The following is a 17,640-nucleotide window of genomic DNA, read 5'->3' as shown; positions in this document are numbered from 1 at the left end:
GGCGACGCAGGGGACTCGGGTGACTCGGATGACTCGGGTGACGCCAGCGGCTCGACCAGAGCTAGCAGAGCAAGCGGAGCAACGGGCATACGGTCCTCCCGGCGGGCATTGCTGCCCTGCGATCTGCGGATTATCCTGAGGCCGCTGTGTGCCTGAAAGGCGCGGCGATCGTCAACGGAGAACGAACGGCGCGGGCCCTGCGCGCCGTCTGCCGGAATGAAGCCCGAGCCCGGGGGGCAGGGGACCGGCAGATCCGTCACACCCAGCACACCGAAGAGGAGCGCGACATGGGGATTTTCGATTTCGTGAAGAGCGGCGTCCGCGAGATGATGATCGCGCGCCCGGACGCGGCGAAGCATCTCATCGTCTACAAGCACCCGGACCAGAACATCCCCTTCTGGTCGCAGCTGACGGTCGACAGCGATGAGTGTGCCCTCTTCTTCAAGGACGGCAGGTACATGGGTTACCTGCCCACAGGGCGCCACACCCTCCAGACGCAGAACATCCCGTTCCTGAACAACCTGGTCAACAAGTTCACGGGCGGGGACGTCTTCATCGCCGAGATCTTCTTCGTCAAGACGCAGCCGGTCCGCGGCGTGCCGTTCGGCGGGCCGCTGGAGTCGATGGAGGACCCTGTCCTCTACGAGTTCGTGACGCCGCGCATCTTCGGTGAGTTCTCGCTGGTCGTGGTCGATCCGGTGCGGTTCGTCGTCGGGTACCACGGGCAGTGCGGCGGCAGCGGGGACAACGACGTCGTCCTGAGCTGGATCAAGGGCAAGTTCTTCATGAGCGTGAAGACCGTGATCGGCCAGGTCTGCGCGCAGCAGCAGAAGAGCCTGCTCAACCTCGGCGGCATGAGCATGGAGCTCGGCGCCCGCATCGTGCAATCCGCGCCGAACCTCGAGGAGATCGGCTGCAAGATCCTCGAGATCGGCAACTTCAACATCAACTTCTCGGCCGAGGACCAGAAGCTCCTCCGCGAGGCGAACAAGGGGCGCGGCGAGGCGCGCCGCGGCGTCGGCATCGCGCAGGACAGCGCCCGCGCGAAGCAGTTCGAGCTCGATCAGCGGTTCCAGCAGGACGCGCGGTACGTGCAGCAGCTGGCGGGCAACTGGCAGAACTACGCCGCCGGCCAGGCGATGATGGGCGCCGGCCAGGGCATGGCGCAGGGCGGCGACGGCAGCGGCGTCGCGGGGCTGGGCGCCCAGGTGGCGATCGGCGCCGGCCTGGCGCAGGCGATGAACCCCGCGCTCGCCGCGCAGGGCCAGCCCCAGTTCGTGCCGCCCCACATGCAGCAGCCGGGCGCGCCGCAGGGCTACCCGGGCGCGCCGCAGGGCTACCCGGGCGCGCCGCAGGGCTACCCGGGCGCGCCGCAGGCTGCCCCCGCCGCAGCCCCCTCGATCGAGCAGCGCCTGGAGCGCCTCGGGGAGCTCAAGAGCAAGGGCCTCATCACCGACGAGGAGTTCCAGGCCCGCAAGGCGAAGATTCTCGAAGAGATCTGAGTCCTTACCAGGCGGCGCCGGCCGCCGCGCGCGGCGACCCGCGGGGGGGCGCTCCACGGCGGTCGCCAAACTGGCGCCATCTGATCCGAACCACTGAGCGCGCTTTCGGCTAGACTCGATGGGGTGCCAGTGACGCTCCGCATGGCCGGGGATGCTCAGCCCGAGATGACCGTCGGCGAGTCCGAGGCTGCCGAGCTGTTCCATCGGGAAGACATCCCGCGGCTGCACGGAGACGAATCATTTGCCCAGCCTCCGGCGCGCAGCGATGTGCCACCAGCGCGCAGCGACGCGCCGCTGCGCAGCGACGCGCCGCTGCGCAGCGATGCGCCGCTGCGCAGCGATGCGCCGCTGCGCAGCGATGCGCCGCCGCGCAGCGAGTTGCCGCTCCGCAGCGATGTGCCGCCGCGCGGGGAACCACTGCCAGCGCACGTCGACGCGCGCCCGGCGCTCCCGCCGCTGCCGGCGCTCCCGCCGCTGCCGGCGCGCTTCGACGGACCGGCCCGCCGGGGGAAGGTGAAGCAGACCCCCCGCGCGCGGCGCTGCCCGACCTGCAAGCAGACCTTCTCCGGCGACTCCCGCTTCTGCCCGTTCGACGGCGATCCGCTCGCCGACGCGCCCGACTGGAATCCATCGGCCGATCCGATGCTCGGGCGCACCATCGACGGCCGCTACGAGGTGCAGGCGGTCGTGGGGGAAGGGGGGATGGGGACGGTGTACGAGGTGCGCCACAAGTCGCTCGGCCGCCTCTTCGCCCTGAAGGTGCTCCGGCACGACATCGCGCAGGACGCCGAGCTCGTCGCCCGCTTCATCCAGGAGGCCAAGGCGGCCGCGGCGATCGGCCACCCCAACATCGTCGCGGTGAGCGACTTCGGCGCGATCGAGGTCGAGACGGGGCAGGCAGAGCTGCCGTTCTTCGTCATGGAGTTCCTCTCCGGGACCTCCCTCGCGTCGCTGCTGCGCACCGAGAGGACGCTGCCGGCCGACAGGGTCGGGCAGATCATGCTCCAGTGCGCCGCCGCGCTCGGGGCCGCGCACTCGGCGGGCGTCATCCACCGCGACCTGAAGCCCGACAACGTGTACCTCGTCCGCAACGGCGATCAGGAGTTCGTCAAGCTGCTCGATTTCGGCGTGGCGAAGGTGACCGGCGGCAAGCGGCTCACGCGCATCGGCATGGTGTTCGGGACGCCGCACTACATGAGCCCGGAGCAGGCGGAGGGGAAGCGCATCGACGCCCGCGCCGACATCTATGCGCTCGGCGTCCTCATGTACGAGTGCTTCGCGGGGCGCGTCCCCTTCGAGGCGGACACGTACATGGGCGTGCTGACCAAGCACATGTACATGTCGCCCGAGCCGCTCGAGCAGGTGATGCCCGACGCCACCGCGCTCGGCGCGTTCGGCCCGATCGTCATGCGCTGCCTCGCGAAGAACCCCGAGGAGCGCTTCTCCTCGATGGCCGACCTCGTCGAGGCCATCGAGCTCGCCCTCGATCCGCCGGGCCGCGTGACCTCCGTCGCGCCCCCGGGCGAGCTGCCTCGCCACGAGTCGGTACGGCCGCGCGCGTACGAGTCGATGCGGCCGCGCGCGACCGAGTCGATGCGGCCGCGCGCGACCGAGGAGATGCTCGCCCCGGTCCAGGCGCCCGCGGAGCCGTCCGAGCCGCTCTCGATGGCCGCGCGCGTGGCGATCGCGCTCGCGGCGGTCCTCGTGCCCATCGTCATCGCCCTCGGCGTCCGCGCCTTGCGCGCCTCGGCGCCCGAGGAGCTGCCCGAGGTCGCCGCCGCCGAGGCTCCCGGCGGCGCCCTCCCGGCGGAGACGGCGCCCGCCAGGGCGATCGACGAGCCGCCCGCCGCGCCCGCGGCCGCGACGGCGGCGCCCGCGCCGACCGCGCAGGAGCCGCCCCGCACCCAGGGCACAGCCGCCCCGATCCCGGCGAAGCCGACCGCGGCGACGGCCCGTCCGTCGGCGACCGCGGCGCCCACGGCCTCCATGGTAAGGCCGCAAGCAACCGGCGATATCGTCGATCCCTGGAAGCGCTGATCGCCCGATCGGCGCGCGACGAAACCTGGCCTTCCCAGCCGTCCTGTGTGCACGATGGACGACGTCGATCACCGGGCCCGCGGCCGCGGGACAAGCGATCGACGGCAGCGGCGACGCTCAGGGCGGAGCGCTTGACAGCGTCCGTTCGGGCTCGCCATCCTTCGCGAGGCGGAAACCTCTAGTGGCCAAGCAACAGCTCCTCCTGGTCGACGCGGATCCGCGCAGCGTTCGGGTCCTCGAGGTCAGCCTGAAAAAGGCCGGTTACAGCGTGACCACCGCGAAGGATGGAGCGGACGCTCTCGCGAAGCTCGAGGTCTCCACGCCGGACCTCGTCCTCAGCGACACGCGCCTCCCCAACGTGGACGGATATGCCCTCGTCCGCAAGATGAAGGAGCGCGCCGACTGGGCCTCGATCCCGGTCGTCTTCCTCACGAGCCAGCGGTCCATCGAGGACAAGATCCGGGGGCTCGAGCTCGGCGTCGAGGACTACCTCACCAAGCCGATCTTCGTGCGTGAGCTCATCGCGCGCGTGACGCTGCTCCTCGCGCGGCGGACGCGCGAGGGGATCACGACGCGCCACTTCTCGACGACGGGGCGGACCAGGTTCTCCGGGTCGATCCTCGACATGAACGTCGTGGATCTGCTGCAGACGTTCGAGGTGAGCCGGAAGAGCGGGATCGTCCACCTGTCGCACGCGGACAACGAGGCCCAGGTCTACTTCCGCGAGGGCAAGGTCGTCGACGCGACGCTCGGCCGGCTCTGCGGCGAGGAGGCCGTCTACCGCGCGCTCCTGTGGAACGAGGGGACGTTCGAGGTCGAGTTCTGCAAGGTCGACAACCCCGACGGGATCGAGACGTCGACGCAGGGCCTCCTCATGGAGGGCATGCGCCGCGTCGACGAGTGGGGCCGGCTCCTCGAGGCGCTGCCGTCGCTCGCGACCGTGTTCGAGGTCGACAGCGAAGAGCTGCTGGAGCGGCTGAACGAGATCCCCGACGAGCTGAACGGGATCCTGCGCCTGTTCGACGGCAAGCGCACGCTGATGCAGGTGGTCGACGCGTCCCCGTTCGAGGATCTCTCGACGCTCTCGACCATCTCGAAGCTCTACTTCGAGGGGCTGCTGGTGCCCGCCGCGGCGCTCCCGCCCGACGACGTGGTGCCGAGCGAGCCGGAGGCGGCGTTCCACGACGAGTTCTCGCCGCTCTCGTCGCCGTCGAGCGCGCGGCGCTCCAACTCCAACTACCCCGAGGGGAGCCCGGGGAACGCCGGCCCCGACGACCTCGAGGACGCCGCCGTGGTCCCGGCGCCGCTCTCGAACCGGGTCTCTCCGGCGGTGCTCCCGCGCTCCCGGCCCGGTCACGAGCTGCACGCGCCGGCGGGGGACCCCGACGTGGAGTCCCCCGGGCGCCCCGTGACGACCCGCAGCGCGGTGCACGGGCCAGGGGCGGTCGGCCGAGCGGCCAGCGCGAGCGCCGCCGTGGCGCGATCCGCGCCGGAGGGGGCGCGCGCGCCGTCGGAGCCGCCGCGGAGCGCCGTGTCGGCCGCGACGGCGCGCTCCGGCGCGGCGGGTGGCCGCGCGCCGTCGGAGCCGCCGCGGAGCACCGTGTCGGCCGCGCCGGCGCGCGCCGGGGCGACAGCGGGCCGCGCGCCGTCGGAGCCGCCGAGGAACGCCGTGGCGCGCCCTGTCGCGGCGGGTGGCCGCGCGCCGTCGGAGCCGCCGAGGAACGCCGTGACGCGCCCTGTCGCGGCGGGTGACCGCGCGCCGTCGGAGCCGCCGAGGAACGCCGCATCGCCTGCCGAGGCCGCCCGGGTCACGCGGCCGCGCGCCGAGGTCGATCTCGACAAGGACACCACGCTCGCGAGCAGCGATGAGGCCCCGCTCACGCGACCGCTCGTGACGCCGCGCAGCTTCGCGCAGAAGCAGCGCTCCACGAAGAGCGACAGGCCCGTGGCCGCGGCCGCTCCCGCCGAGCAGCGCGTTCGCTCCACGCCCCCCGAGGCGCCCGCAGCGGCGCCTCCCGAGCCCGCGGCGCCACCCGCGCCTGCGGCAGCGCCGCCTGCGCTTGCGGCGGCAGCGGGCGTCGCGCTGCCCGCCGGAGAGGAGCGCACCCCGGCGGCGTCGACGAGCCCCACGCTGCGCCCCCGCCCGCCGAGCGACGCGCCGCCGCCTGTCGCCGTCCCGCGCGCGGCGGAGCGTGCGCAGGCGCCGCAGCCCGTCGAAGCGAAGGCCGGGGAGGCGCGCCCGATCGTGGCCCCCCCGCCGCTGCCCGACGCCGCGCCGGCCGGCGCGGCCCCGGCGGCGAGCCTCGCGGCGGCGCCGGACGACGCGCCTCCTGGCGACCGCGGGCCGATCAGCGAGAGCGAGCGCTTCTTCCTCGGCGGCGGGGTGGACGCGCCGGAGGGGATGGCGGCGCAGGAGCATCCCTCGGCCGAGGACGCCGACACGACCGCCGGCGCGGTCGAGGCCACGCTCTTCGGGCCCCGCCACGAGGAGCGCCGGGCCCGCACCGCGCGGATCGTCGCCGGCCTGGTCACGGCGCTCGCGCTCGGGGCCGCCGGCGTGTGGCTGGTCGGCCAGACGGGGCGCCCCGTGCCAGCGGCCCCGGTCCATGCGCCCTTGCCGGAGGAGGGACCGGCGGGGCAGCACTCCGCGGCAGTGCCCGCAGCGGCCATGGCCGCGTCGGAGCCGGAAGGAGAGCCGGCGGCCGCCGCCGCGGCGGGGCTCTCCGCAGCGACCCCCGCCGACGCCCCGGCTGGCCAGCCGGCCGCGTCGGCCTCCGCGAGCGCGCGGGCGAAGCCTGCCGCGGCGAGCCCCGCGCCGGCCGGAGCGCCTTCCGAGCGCGCTTCGCACGCGCCGACCACCGACGCGGCGCCGCCGAGCGCGGCGGCGACCGCGGGCCAGGCCGCCGCACCGGCGCGGGAGCCGGAGCCCTCGGCTGCCCCGCCCGCGTCCGCGCCTGCCGCGCCCGCGCCTGCCGCGCCGGACGAGAGCGGGCCCCTCTCGACGCGCGTGATGCGCGCCCTGGAGTCGGGGCAGACCGGCAAGGCGGTGCAGCTCGCGCAGCAGCTCACGGCCGCCTCCCCGGGGAGCGCCGCGGCGTGGCACCTGCGCGGCGCAGCAGAGCAGGCGGCCGGGCGCGGCGGGCGGGCCTCGTTCCGCAAGTGCGCCGAGCTCTCCTCGCCCGACTCCTCGCTCGGCGCCGAGTGCCGCGCGCTCGCCGGCATGCCGTGAGCGTGAGGTCCGCGCTCAGCGCGACCGCGACCTGAGCCGAGGATCGAGGGCCAGGGCCGCGAGATCGAGCGCCACGGTGGCGAGCACGATGGCCGCCGCGGAGAAGAGCACCGTCCCGACGATGAGCGGGCCATCCCGGTTCTGGAGCGCCTCGACCGCCATGCTCCCGACGCCGGGCCAGCGGAAGAGCTTCTCCGTGACGATCGCGCCGCCCGCCAGCGCCCCGAGGTCGAGCGCGGCGAGCGTCGCGAGCGGCAAGAGCGCGTTGCGCAGCGCATGGACGACGAGCGCGCGCAGGCGAGAGGCGCCCTTGGCCCGCGCGGTGCGGATGAAGTCCTGGCGGAGCAGCGTCCGGAGCTCCTCGCGGACGATGCGCGCGTAGAGGGCGCTGCCGAACACGCCGAGCGTCAGCGCCGGCAGGACGAGGGAGCGCAGGTGATCGGCCGCCGTGACGCCGTACCCGTCGTAGGGCAAGAGCTGGAGCTTGTAGGCGAGCACGTACTGGAGCGCGGGGCCGATCACGAAGGTCGGCGCGCTCGCGCCGAGCAGGGTGGCGCCGAGCGCCGCGTCCTCCCAGGCCGTCCCGCGGCGGATCGCCGCGACGATCCCGAGCGAGAGGCCGAGCAGGAGCTGCACCAGCAGGGCGGCCAGCGCCAGCTCGACGGAGCGCGGCACCTTCGCCTCGAGCAGGTCCACGACCGGCTTGCGGTAATGGAAGCTGTAGCCGAGGTCGACGTGCAGGCCGAGCGGCCCCGCCGCGCAGCTGCGGTGCTCCGGATCGGCCCGCGCGCCCGCGCGGGCGCCAGGGGCTCCGCCGTCGCCGATCCCCGCGGGGCCGACGTGGACGAGCCGCCGGACGAACCGCGCGAACTGCACGGGGACCGGGCGATCGAGCCCGTGGATGGCCCGCGCGCGCTCGAGGTCCACCGCCGAGGCCTGCGGCCCGACGAGCATCCGCGCGGCGTCTCCCGGGAGCAGGTACGCTATCCCGAACGAGACGGCGGTGACCCCCGCGATGACGATCGCGGCCCAGCCGAGGCGCCGGAGCAGGCGCGCGAGCGCGGAGCCCACCGCGGAGGCGCGGCCCGGGCGGGGCGTGGAGGCACGGCGCGCGCGCGGGGTGCTCATCGGGGAAGGGCCGCGCGCGCGAGCAGCGCGCGGAGCGGCGTCGCGGTTCGTGGCGCGGCGGCGCGCGGCCCTCCGCCGGCCGCGGGCCACGCGGACGGGTCGAGCCAGACCTCGTGGAGGCGGGACATGAGCGCGGCGGCGCCCTCGTGGCCGCGCACGTAGGGGTGCCAGAGCTCGAGCTGCCGCGCCGTGTACGTGGGCACCCACGGCGCGCGATCGCGGACGATGCGCTCGGCGCGGTCGTAGAGCGCGAGGCGCCGCGCGCGATCCTGCTCGGCGTGGGCGGCGTCGAGCGTGCGATCGAGCTCCTCGTCGCTGAAGAAGGCGTAGTTCTGCGAGCCCTCGTCGCGGATGGCGCGCGTGGAGAGCGTCGGCTCGAAGACGCTCGCCGGGTCGGGGAAATCGGCCTGCCACCCGACCCAGCCCATGGGGACGGCGCGGCGCCGCGAGGCCTCGGCGAGGTAGGTCGCCCAGCTGACGAGCCGCAGGCGGACGCGGAGGCCGATCCTGGCGAGCTGCTGCTGGACGATCTCGCCGATCGCCTGCTCCAGCGTGTCCGGGACCGCGATGTAGTCGATGACGCCCGGGTAGCCGCCCCTCCCGGTCGCCGGGTCGTACGGGTAGCCGGCCTCGGCCATCTGCGCGAGCGCGCGCGGGAGGTCGTGCTGCCGCATCGGCGCGTCGCGCGGGGGGCCCGGGATCGACGGCGGCAGCACCCGGTCGAGCGCGAGCAGATCGGGGCGCACCTTCTCCAGCACGGTGGGGTCGAGGGCGAGCGCGACGGCGCGCCGGACGGCGAGCTGGTCGAACGGCGCGAGCTCGGTGTTGAGGAAGACGGCGTTCGTCCTGTCCCGCGTCACCCAGCGCCTGCGCCCCTCCCACCCGGGCGCGGCGCGGTAGGCCGCCGCGTCGATCGCGGTCAGATCGCGCAGGACGTCGAGCTCGCCCTCCTCGAACTTGTAGCGCTGGGTCGTCGCGCGCACGCCGGTCTGCCACGCGATGGCGTCGAGGTACGGCAGGCCCGGGCGGAAGTACCCCTCGTGGCGGGCGAGCCCGATGCCGCCGTCCGGGTCCCACCGCGCGACGCGGAACGGGCCGGCGCCGCACGGCGGCGGCGGGCTCGCCGCGTCGACCGCGGCCCCGGACGAGGGGCACACCGGCGCCATGAACGCGAGCGTCATGAGGGGCAGGAACGTCGCGTCCGGCGCGCGCAGATCGATCGCGACGGCGTGATCGCCGAGCACCCGCACGCCGGCGAGGTGCGGCGCCGCGCCCGCGTGGTACTCGGCGAAGCCCTCGATCATGTCGTACTGGCTCGCGCCCGGGCTCGGCGTCCTCGGGTGGAGCGTCCGCTCGATCGAGCGCTTCACGTCGGCGGCGCGGAGCTCCGCGCCGTCGTGGAACCGCACGCCCTCGCGCAGCGTGAAGACGTACGTCCGCCCGCCGCGCGAAACCTCGATCGCGCGCGCGAGATCGGGCGTGATGCGGCCGCCCTCGTCCCACGTGACGAGGCGGGCGAAGACGAGCTCCGCGACGGTGCTCGAGAGCTCGTCGTAGGCGATCGCCGGATCGAGCGCGCGCGCGTTGACCGTGGTCGCGAGGCGCAGCGTCCCGCCGCGCACGGGCGCTCCCGGCGCCGGCTCGCCGCCGAGGGGCGCGCGGACGCCGCCCGTCGAGCCGCCCGAGAGCAGGAGCAGCGCCGCGCCCGCGACGAGCAGATCGACCGGCAGGCGACGGCCGCGCGGGAGCGCCGCGCCGGCCGGATCGAGCGCGTCGCGGAGCCCCTCGCTCGCGCGGTGGAAGCCGAGCACGGCGAGCACGATGGCGAAGCCCGGCGCGGCCACAAGCAGCGGCCTTACCCCGAGGTACGGCTCGGCCTCGTGCAGCATGCGGCCCCAGGTCGCGGTCGGCGGCTGCGCGCCGACGCCCAGGTAGCCGAGGGCGGCCTCCGCGAGGATCATCTGCCCGGCGCTGATGGTCGCGAGCGCGAGCAGCGTCCCGCCCACGTTCGGCAGGACGTGCCGCCGGACGATGTGCAGCGGCCCCGCGCCGAGCGCGCGCGCCGAGGCCACGAAATCGCGCTGCGCGAGCTCTGCGGTCTTGGCCCGGACGACCCGCGCCGCCCCGGTCCACCCCGTGAGGCCGAGCACGAGCAGGATCGTCCCCACGTCCGCGCGCCCCACGGCGACGCCGATCGCGGTCACGAACAGGAGGTACGGCAGGGCGAGGATCACGTCGACGAGCCGCATGAGCGCGCCGTCGAGCGCGTCCGCCCGCGTGCCGGCGGCCATGCCGGCCGTGACGCCGACGAGCGCGCCGAGCCCCGTGGCGAGGGCCGTGGACGAGAGCGCGACGGCGAGGGAGAGCCGCGCCCCGTGCGCGAGGCGCGCGAGCAGGTCGCGGAAGAGCGGGTCCGTCCCGAGCCAGTGGGCGGCCGACGGCCCGGGCGGCGCGCCGGAGGCGTCGCGGGCGAGGGTGAAGTCGCTCGCGTTCGGATCGTGGGGGATGACGGCCGGCCCCACGGCGGCGAACAGCGAGAGCAGCGCGACGATCCCGAGCCCGAGCAGCGCCGAGCGGTCCCCGAGGAACCGCCGCGCCGCGTCCTCGCCGAGGACGGCGCGCCCCGCGCGCCCGGCCGCTCGCGCCGCGCCGCGCGAGAGCCGAGCCCAGCGCGCCGCCGCCGTCACCGCTTCCCTTCGAGGAACTGCGTCACGAGCGCGACGAACTCCCCCGGCCGCTCCTCGTGGGGCGAGTGCCCGGCGTCCATGATCTCGAGCATCGCGCCGGAGATCTCGCGGGCGAGCCGCTGCGCGCTCGCCGCCGGGAAGATGCGATCGTCGCGCCCCCACACGACGAGGGTCGGCGCCGTGATCCGGGTGAGGCGCGCCACGACGGGGCGCGCGTCGAGCACCGCGCGCATCACCGCGTGGGCGCTCTCGCGCGCCGAGGGGGCGTTGAAGAGATCGTAGTGCCGGTCGACGCGCGACAGCGGCACGGCCGCGTCCGCCCGGAACACGTCGTCGCGGAAGTACGACCGGAACGTGCCGCGGCCGTGGAGCTGCTTGAAGACGATGCCGCCCACGACCGGCAGGAGCGGGAGCTTCATCTTGAAGCTCATCGGGAACGGGTAACAGAGCGCGTCCTCCAGGACGAGCCGCTGCACGAGCTCCGGGTGGTTGGCGGCCAGCGTGATCGCGACGGCGGCGCCCATCGCGTGGCCGACGAGGTGCGCGCGGCCGACGCCGAAGGCGGCGATGAGGTCGGCCACGGCCTCGGAGAACGTCTCGATGCCGTAAGCGTACCGCGCCGGGCTCGGCTTCTCGCTCTCGCCGAAGCCCGGGAGGTCCGGGGCGATGACGTGGAACCGCTGGGCCAGCGTGTCGATCACGTCATCGAACTCCAGGTGGCTGACGAGGAAGCTGTGGATCAGCAGCAGCGCCGGGCCGTTGCCCGCGCCGGCGACCAGGACCCGCATCCTGACACCCCGGGCGGTGACATCCCTGATGACGCGTTCGACGGGTCGGGGGGCGGCGGGAGAGGCCGAGCCCCGACCCTCGCTGGCGAGGGCTTTGGCCATGGTGGCGGCGAGACTATCAGCCCTTTTGTCTGAAAGGACCGATGTGTGTCAGGGTACGGGGCATGCCGCTGCACGAGCCCCGCTGGGTGTCGGGCGCCCCCCTGCTCGCACCCATTGCACCGCGCGTCGTTTTTTTCCCACCCCGGCCCCCGACCCGCGCCGTGCCGGGCGGGCCGACGCGTCGCTCCTACGGACGAAAAATGTCCGAGGGTTGTCAAGAACCCCGGCAAAGCACCGCGTCTCGCGACAGCCACACAATAATCGTAGTCGCGTCAATTGACTGTATTCCATTCAGTGGAATAGAGTCGCCCGCGTCGGTTGGGTAGGGCCTCCGGCGATCGATGGGAGGACCGGTGCAGAGGATCCCTGAGGAGGTGCTTGATCGCATCGAGCGGGAGCACGCCCAGGGGATCACATCGAGCGATATCCTCGAGCTGTTCGCGGCTCATGGCATCAAGTTCAGCGAGGCGACGCTCCGGAAGTACGTGCAGCTCGGCTTGCTCCCGCGAAGTGTGCGGGTGGGGCGCAAGGGCAAGCACCAGGGCTCGCAGGGGATGTATCCGGCCACGGTAGTCCGCCAGGTTCAGCGCATCAAAGAGATGATGGCCCAGGACTACACCATCGAAGAGATCCAGCGTGAATTCCTGTTCGTGAGAGGTGATATCGAGGAGCTCGAGCGCACGATGACCAAGGTCTTCAATGCGCTCAGGGATGCCGCCAAGGAGAGGCGGAGCGAGACGAGCGGCAGGGCGATAGCCCAGGACCTCGCGAGCGCAGAGTCGCTCGCGCGGGAGCTCGTCTCCAAGCTGGCGTTGATAGAAGAGCGCTTGATGGCGCAAGCGCGGCTCACGAAACAGGCGGCTTCCTCTTGAGGGGCCGAGTCGCGGGGCTTTCGTCGTCGTGAAGTACATGGGGCCGCGGGCGCGGCCCCACCTGGGTTTGATGCGATCGACGGGACGGGCATCGGCTCGTTTCGTCGCAATTTTTTAGGGACGGCATCCGGCTTTACGTCGGGCTTAAGGAGCGGATCCCTCTGCGTTCGAGCTGGGACTCGGACGTACGGGGAGAGACGCGCGCGCTTGAGAGCGGAGACGCTACCAAACGGAGGCAGCGCATGGCGACGGTGTCTGACAGCGAGCTCGAGATCTTCGGCCTGGACGGTGCGGATGCGGCGGAGGGCGATCGCGACCCAGCGGGCTCAACGGAGCCCGTCGTGGAGGGCGCGCTCGCGCTCCAGGTCGACCCCGCGGAGTCGGGGAACGCCATCACGCGCGAGCAGCGCAGGTCGCGGCGGAAGCGCGAGATCCGGGCGCGGACGATCAGCGTCAAGCGCATGACCAAGCGCGAGCTCGAGATCGGCCGGATGCTCTACCCCGAGACCGACTACTACAAGCCGCGGGCCCGCGCCGAGTGCGTCGACGGTCCGAGGCCGTGCCCGTACGTCTCGTGCCAGCACCACCTCTATCTCGACGTCTCCGCCAGGACGGGCGCCATCAAGCTGAACTTCCCCGATCTCGAGGTCTGGGACATGAACGAGACGTGCGCGCTCGACGTCGCGGATCGCGGCGGCACGACGCTCGAGGACGTCGGGGCGATCATGAACCTGACCCGCGAGCGGATCCGCCAGGTCGAGGTCAAGGCGCTCGCGAAGCTAGAGGCGCTGAAGGACATGTCGGCGCTGCGCGATTACGTCGACGAGGGTCCGGTCGGCAAGCGCCGGCTCCCCGTGCTGACCCAGCCGGACGACGACGACGACGAGGATGAGGTCGACGAGGACGAGGACGAGGCCACGTGCGCGGACGGCGACGCTGATGACGAGGGCCTCGACGCGACCAGCGCCGGGCGGCCGGCCGAGCTCGAGGACGCGGGCGACTTCGACGGCGGGGAGTGATCAGTCGGGCCGGGCCTCGACGGTCACGATAGCGCCCGCGCCGAGCGCGCCCGCCAGGAAGGCGCGCCATGCGGCCAGCGTGATTTTCGGGGCGGCCGCGCGGGAGGGGCGGCCGTTGAACAGGTGGATGAGGCGGCGCCTGGGCTCCGCGAGCGCGTCGCGCTCCCGCCGGGCGAGGTGGGCCTCGGCGCGGCCGAGATCGGCGTCGGTCACCCGCTGCGCCAGGCCGGCGAGGAGCTCCTTCACGCGGGCCGAGGCCTCGCTCAGCTCGCCGGCCTCTGCCCTGAGCTCGACGGCGAGCGCCGCGGCGCGTGTCCCGCCGAGGACGCGCGCGCTCGCGCGGGCCGCGAGCGGCCGCTTCGCCGGCGCAGCGCTGGCTGGAGCCGGGGACGCCGTGCTCGCCGCGGGAGAGAGCGCGGCCGCGAGCAGTCCGCCTTCGCCGTTGAGGGCGAAGGCCGTGAGCTCGGCGAGCTCGCGCGCCGTGGGAGAAGCCTCGCGCGCCGCAGGGAGCCGCGCGCCGACAACGGCCTGCGACAGGGCCGCCCCGGCCGGCAGGCGGGCGTCGTGGTGACCGGGCCGGGGCACCACCGCGCCGTCCGGTGAGCCGCACCCGCGCGGGGTGAGCCGCGGCGCGAGCCAGCGCTCGGCGGCCTCCGCTGCGGCGGCCGCCTGGGAGGCGTCGGCGTTCGCGAGGACGGCGAGCCGGAGCGGGCCGGTCGCGAGGGCCTGCCAGCGGAGCTGTACGGTCTCGATCGCGCCGCTCGCCACCCGGTCCCAGACGCCGAACGGCTCGATCCAGGACGGGTGGTCGGGCGCGATCGCGGAGGCGAAGGCCTCGAGCGCCGCGGCCCGCCCTCCGGAGAGGTGCTCCAGGTGCTGGAGCGCCGCGGCGCGCGCCAGCGTCAGCGCCTCGGGGCCCAGCGTCGTCGCCGCGACCGTGCGCGCGGCGGCGTTCGCCACGCGGCGCCCGAGCTCGGCCGGGGTCTCGCGCTCGTCGCGGAACGGCGCGTGCGCGATCACGCCGACGGCATCCGCCGTGACCCACGGCTCGATCGTGACGTCGAGCTCGCGCCGCCGGGTCTGCACGGCGGCGAGCGCGGCGAGCGCCGTCGCGCCGGCGTCGTACAGCCCTTCCTCGGCGACGCCGCACGGGCTCCCGAGCAGGACCCAGACCTCGCCTTGCCCGCGCTCGACCAGCGCCCGCCGCTCCAGGGAGGGCTGGGCTCCCGGCGCGAGCGCGCGCGAGAGCTCGGCCTCGAAGCGCCGAGCGCCGGCCTCGCCCGGCGCCGCGGGCTTCGGCGGGTCGGCGCTCGGAGGGAGGCCGAGCGCCGTCGCCCACCGCTCCGGCGGCGCGCCCGGGGCGCTCCCCGAGAGCGCCCACCACGAGGCGCGCGCGCCGGCGTCGCGAGGGTCCTGCGCGGTGAGGACCTGGCGCGTGGCGACGTCGGGGTGCGCCGGCGCCGAGAGGCCGCGGCGGATCTCCTGCCGCGCCACCGCGGCCGCGAGCGCCGCCGAGGCCTCGAGGGGCGGGGCCGTGGGCAGATCGGCGGCCTCGATGGTCACGCTCACGCAGCCGCCGCGCGGGCGGGCGACCCCGAGCACCTCGACGGCGCGAAACGGGGAGGGGAGCGCCGAGAGGCGCGCGCGGAGCGGGGACCCCGGCGCGCCGAGCCGCTCCGCCGCGGCGACGGCCGCCTGGGGGCTCGCGACGCGCGCGGCCACGGTCACGCGGGCGGCGCGCCCTCCGAGCTGGTTCGTCGTGTACACGCCGACCGTGTCCGCCGCGGGCCAGGGGTCCGTGGGCGGGCCGCCCGCCGGCCAGGCGTCGATGCCCTCCGCCGCGCGCGCCGCCTCTTCGCAGAACGCGGCGGGGCCGACGGCGGCGATCGAGGTGCGCCCGGCGTGCAGCGCCGCGGCGCGCCACCCCTCGAGCTCCCGCGCGCCCGCGGGCGTCGCCAGATCGACCACGGGCTCGGCGCCCGCGAGGCCCAGCTGGCCGGTGCAGGCCGCGATCGGCGAGAGCTCCGGCGCGTCGAGCGGGCTCGATCGGAGCGCCTGCGTCCGCTCCGCGGCCCGGGCGACCTCCGGGCTGCCCGACGCGATGGGCTGCGCGAACGCCGCCGACAGCGCGCGCAGGAACGGCGCGACGCGCGCCGCGTCCCTGACGAGAAAGCGCACGCGGAAGGCGCCGCGGTCGATGCGCGCGTCCACGTCGAAGCCGGCGGCGAGCAGGCGCGCCTCGACCACGCTGGCGAGCGCCGTCGTCGCGACCGAGCCGAGATCGGTCGCGACCGAGACGACGAGCGCGGGCGCGGGATCGCCGTCGCGCGAGACGAGCGCGAGCCGCGGACGGGCGTCGAGGTGGCGCACCTCGATGCGCCCGACGCTGCCCTCGGGCGTCGAGGCGAGGGCGTGCCCCGGCGCCGACGGGCCGCCGGGCGCCGCGCCTTGGCAGGCCGCGAGCAGGACGAGCGGCGAGAGGAGCGCGGGCCTCAGGGAGCGCATGCGTCGTCGGAGGGCAGCGGCGCGCCTTCCAGCTGGAAATCGGCCGGGCAACGCGGGGCGATCTTGAAGCCGTAGAAGTAGGTGAGCACGCCGGTGACGGACCGGAAGGAGGCGCCGTCCGCGAGCGGCGGCCCCTCGCGCTCGAGATCGTAGAGCTCGTTCGAGAGGCGCGGGACGTCGGCGGGGCGCACGCCGGTCCCGACGTCGATCGACGCCGCGTAGCGGCCGTCGCGGCTCGAGGGGTCGCCGGCGATCCTGACGCCCTCGACCCGCACGAGCATGCCGATGTACGGGCGCGCCGACGCGTAGCCCCTCAGGTCGTCGAGCGGCACGCGGATCGGGACGGCGGGGCGGTCCTCGAAGCGGAAGCTCATGGTCCCGCCGAGCTCGGGCAAGGTGCGGCAGCCGCCGAAGCGGCCGGCGGCGGGGCCGAGGAACTCGGTGAGCTCGCCGAGCACGTCGACGACGTCGCCGGGGATGAGCCGCAGATCCGGGGGGTCGAACGCGGGCTGGAAGACCGTCATCCCCGAGTAGGGGACGGGCTTGTCGGCGCTGTCTTGCACGTAGTGGTTGCCGCGCGCGCCCTCGCCGGTCTCGTCGAAGCTGTCGATGGCGACGAGGGTGGCGCCGGTGACGTGGGCGCGGCGAGCGGGCGGCGCGGCGCAGCGCCGGCTCTCTTCGTCCTCCGGGTCGAGCCAGCCGGCGTCACCGACGATCTCGGCGACGCGCGCGCCGCCGCCGCGCTCGTCGGCGAGGGGGATCGCGGGGGCATCTCCGTCGCCGCCGCCGCACGCGCCGAGCAGCGGGGCGGCGGCCGCGATGAGCGGGAGCGCGGAGGAGGTGCGGGGCGGGCGAGCCATCCTCTCCGGCTCATACCACAGGGCCGACGGCCGCCGAGCCCCCTTCGGGGGAGGGACACGTCACGCCGCGAGGCTGACGCTGGACAGCATCGCCTCCAGGCGGCTCTGGATCTTGTGGCGCTTCGAGTACACCGTCTTCACGCTGATCCCCATCCGCGCCGCGATCTGCTCCGGGGGCAGGCCCTCGGCGAAGTAGAGCGCGACGAACTCGCGGTCCTTGTTGGAGAACGCGTGGAGCACCTGCCCCACGAGCGCGGCGCGCTCGCGGCGCTCGGCGTGCTCCTGCGGCGAGGGGCGCTCGCAGGGGAGCTCGACGGCCGCGTCGTCGAGCGGGGCACAGCGCGGCGCGCGCCTCCTCGATCGCAGATGGTCGTACGCGCAGTGGACGGCGAGCGTGCCGATCCAGGAGCTCAGCCGCGCGCCGCGGCCTGCGTCGAAGGTCCTCAGCTTGCGCATGTCGTTCGAGAGCAGCTGCACGAGCAGCGTTGCGTGGATGTCGCGGATGTCGTCCTGCGCGACCACAGCGGAGAAGCGGGCGATCACGCCGCTGATGCAGCGGTGGACGAGCCGATCGTAGCCGGCGTGGAAGGCGCGCCAGGCGCGCTCGTCCCCCGCGATCATCGCCTCCACCAGCGCACCTTCGGCGAGGTCGCCGAGGTCTTCGGAGCGTCCGTTGTCGCAGAGAAGCAAGTCGTTGGGCATGCCTCGCTCCTGTGCACCCGACGTGCCAGCGAGGACCGATGCGCGAGGGCGCGGCGTCGCTGCGCGGCGTCCTCGCCCGGCGGCGGCCGTCGTCGCGCGATCCGCCGCGGAGCGCCGGCGCGGCGCGCGATCTCGGGCGCCGCGGAGCTCGGGCGACGAGCGCGCGTCGCAGGGGTCATCGCAGCGGCGGCGGGTCGCCGCGGACCTGC

At 74.7% G+C, this 17,640-nt stretch carries 11 protein-coding genes; 5 read left to right on the top strand and 6 right to left on the bottom strand.

Going from position 1 to position 17,640, the window contains the following annotated elements:
* The first annotated feature begins 287 nt into the window (after positions 1–287).
* The 3 genes from WME97_RS20115 to WME97_RS20105 all read left to right on the top strand — a co-directional run bounded on the left by WME97_RS20115 (position 288) and on the right by WME97_RS20105 (position 6,768).
* A complete protein-coding gene (locus WME97_RS20115; protein WP_437554006.1) occupies positions 288–1,502 on the top strand; it encodes an SPFH domain-containing protein in 1,215 nt (404 codons plus the stop codon).
* A gap of 123 nt (positions 1,503–1,625) precedes the next feature.
* A complete protein-coding gene (locus WME97_RS20110) occupies positions 1,626–3,539 on the top strand; it encodes a protein kinase domain-containing protein (protein WP_437554004.1) in 1,914 nt (637 codons plus the stop codon).
* A gap of 181 nt (positions 3,540–3,720) precedes the next feature.
* The gene (locus tag WME97_RS20105; RefSeq protein ID WP_437554002.1) at positions 3,721–6,768 is read left to right on the top strand and encodes a response regulator; all 3,048 of its coding nucleotides are present in this window, start codon (positions 3,721–3,723) and stop codon (positions 6,766–6,768) included.
* A 15-nt stretch (positions 6,769–6,783) separates the two neighbouring features.
* On the opposite strand, the gene WME97_RS20100 is transcribed toward WME97_RS20105, so the two are convergent.
* From WME97_RS20100 to WME97_RS20090, 3 genes are read right to left on the bottom strand one after another with little or no spacing between them, the layout of a single operon-like run.
* Positions 6,784–7,896, bottom strand: a complete 1,113-nt coding sequence (locus tag WME97_RS20100; protein WP_437554000.1) for an ABC transporter permease — start codon at positions 7,894–7,896, stop codon at positions 6,784–6,786.
* Positions 7,893–10,583, bottom strand: coding sequence for an ABC transporter substrate-binding protein (locus WME97_RS20095; RefSeq protein WP_437553998.1), 2,691 nt, complete (start codon positions 10,581–10,583; stop codon positions 7,893–7,895). Before WME97_RS20095 ends, WME97_RS20100 begins: the two co-directional genes overlap by 4 nt.
* On the bottom strand, positions 10,580–11,371 hold the full coding sequence (locus tag WME97_RS20090) for an alpha/beta fold hydrolase (protein WP_437553997.1): 792 nt from the start codon (positions 11,369–11,371) through the stop codon (positions 10,580–10,582). Before WME97_RS20090 ends, WME97_RS20095 begins: the two co-directional genes overlap by 4 nt.
* 455 nt (positions 11,372–11,826) lie before the next feature.
* Here WME97_RS20090 and WME97_RS20085 point away from each other — a divergent pair, with 455 nt between their 5' ends.
* The gene (locus tag WME97_RS20085; protein WP_437300694.1) at positions 11,827–12,345 is read left to right on the top strand and encodes a MerR family transcriptional regulator; all 519 of its coding nucleotides are present in this window, start codon (positions 11,827–11,829) and stop codon (positions 12,343–12,345) included.
* Between the two features lie 242 nt (positions 12,346–12,587).
* Complete coding sequence (locus WME97_RS20080; protein WP_437553995.1) at positions 12,588–13,364, top strand: sigma factor-like helix-turn-helix DNA-binding protein; 777 nt, start codon at positions 12,588–12,590, stop codon at positions 13,362–13,364.
* Here WME97_RS20080 and WME97_RS20075 read toward each other — a convergent pair whose 3' ends face one another.
* The 3 genes from WME97_RS20075 to WME97_RS20065 are packed head-to-tail and all read right to left on the bottom strand — an operon-like array spanning position 13,365 to position 17,431.
* Positions 13,365–15,869 (bottom strand): hypothetical protein, encoded by a 2,505-nt coding sequence (locus tag WME97_RS20075; RefSeq protein ID WP_437553993.1) that lies wholly within the window; start codon positions 15,867–15,869, stop codon positions 13,365–13,367.
* Positions 15,857–16,729: a hypothetical protein gene (locus WME97_RS20070; RefSeq protein ID WP_437553991.1), complete on the bottom strand. Its 873-nt coding sequence runs from the start codon at positions 16,727–16,729 to the stop codon at positions 15,857–15,859. The genes WME97_RS20075 and WME97_RS20070 overlap by 13 nt, the downstream gene beginning before the upstream one ends.
* A 60-nt stretch (positions 16,730–16,789) precedes the next feature.
* On the bottom strand, positions 16,790–17,431 hold the full coding sequence (locus WME97_RS20065) for an RNA polymerase sigma factor (RefSeq protein WP_437553989.1): 642 nt from the start codon (positions 17,429–17,431) through the stop codon (positions 16,790–16,792).
* Positions 17,432–17,640: the final 209 nt, after the last annotated feature.

Origin of the sequence: Sorangium sp. So ce367, assembly GCF_051520455.1 — a bacterium.
In the GTDB taxonomy this organism is placed as follows: Bacteria; Myxococcota_A; Polyangia; order Polyangiales; family Polyangiaceae; genus Sorangium; species Sorangium cellulosum_B.
This window is presented reverse-complemented; position numbering and strand designations above follow the sequence as displayed.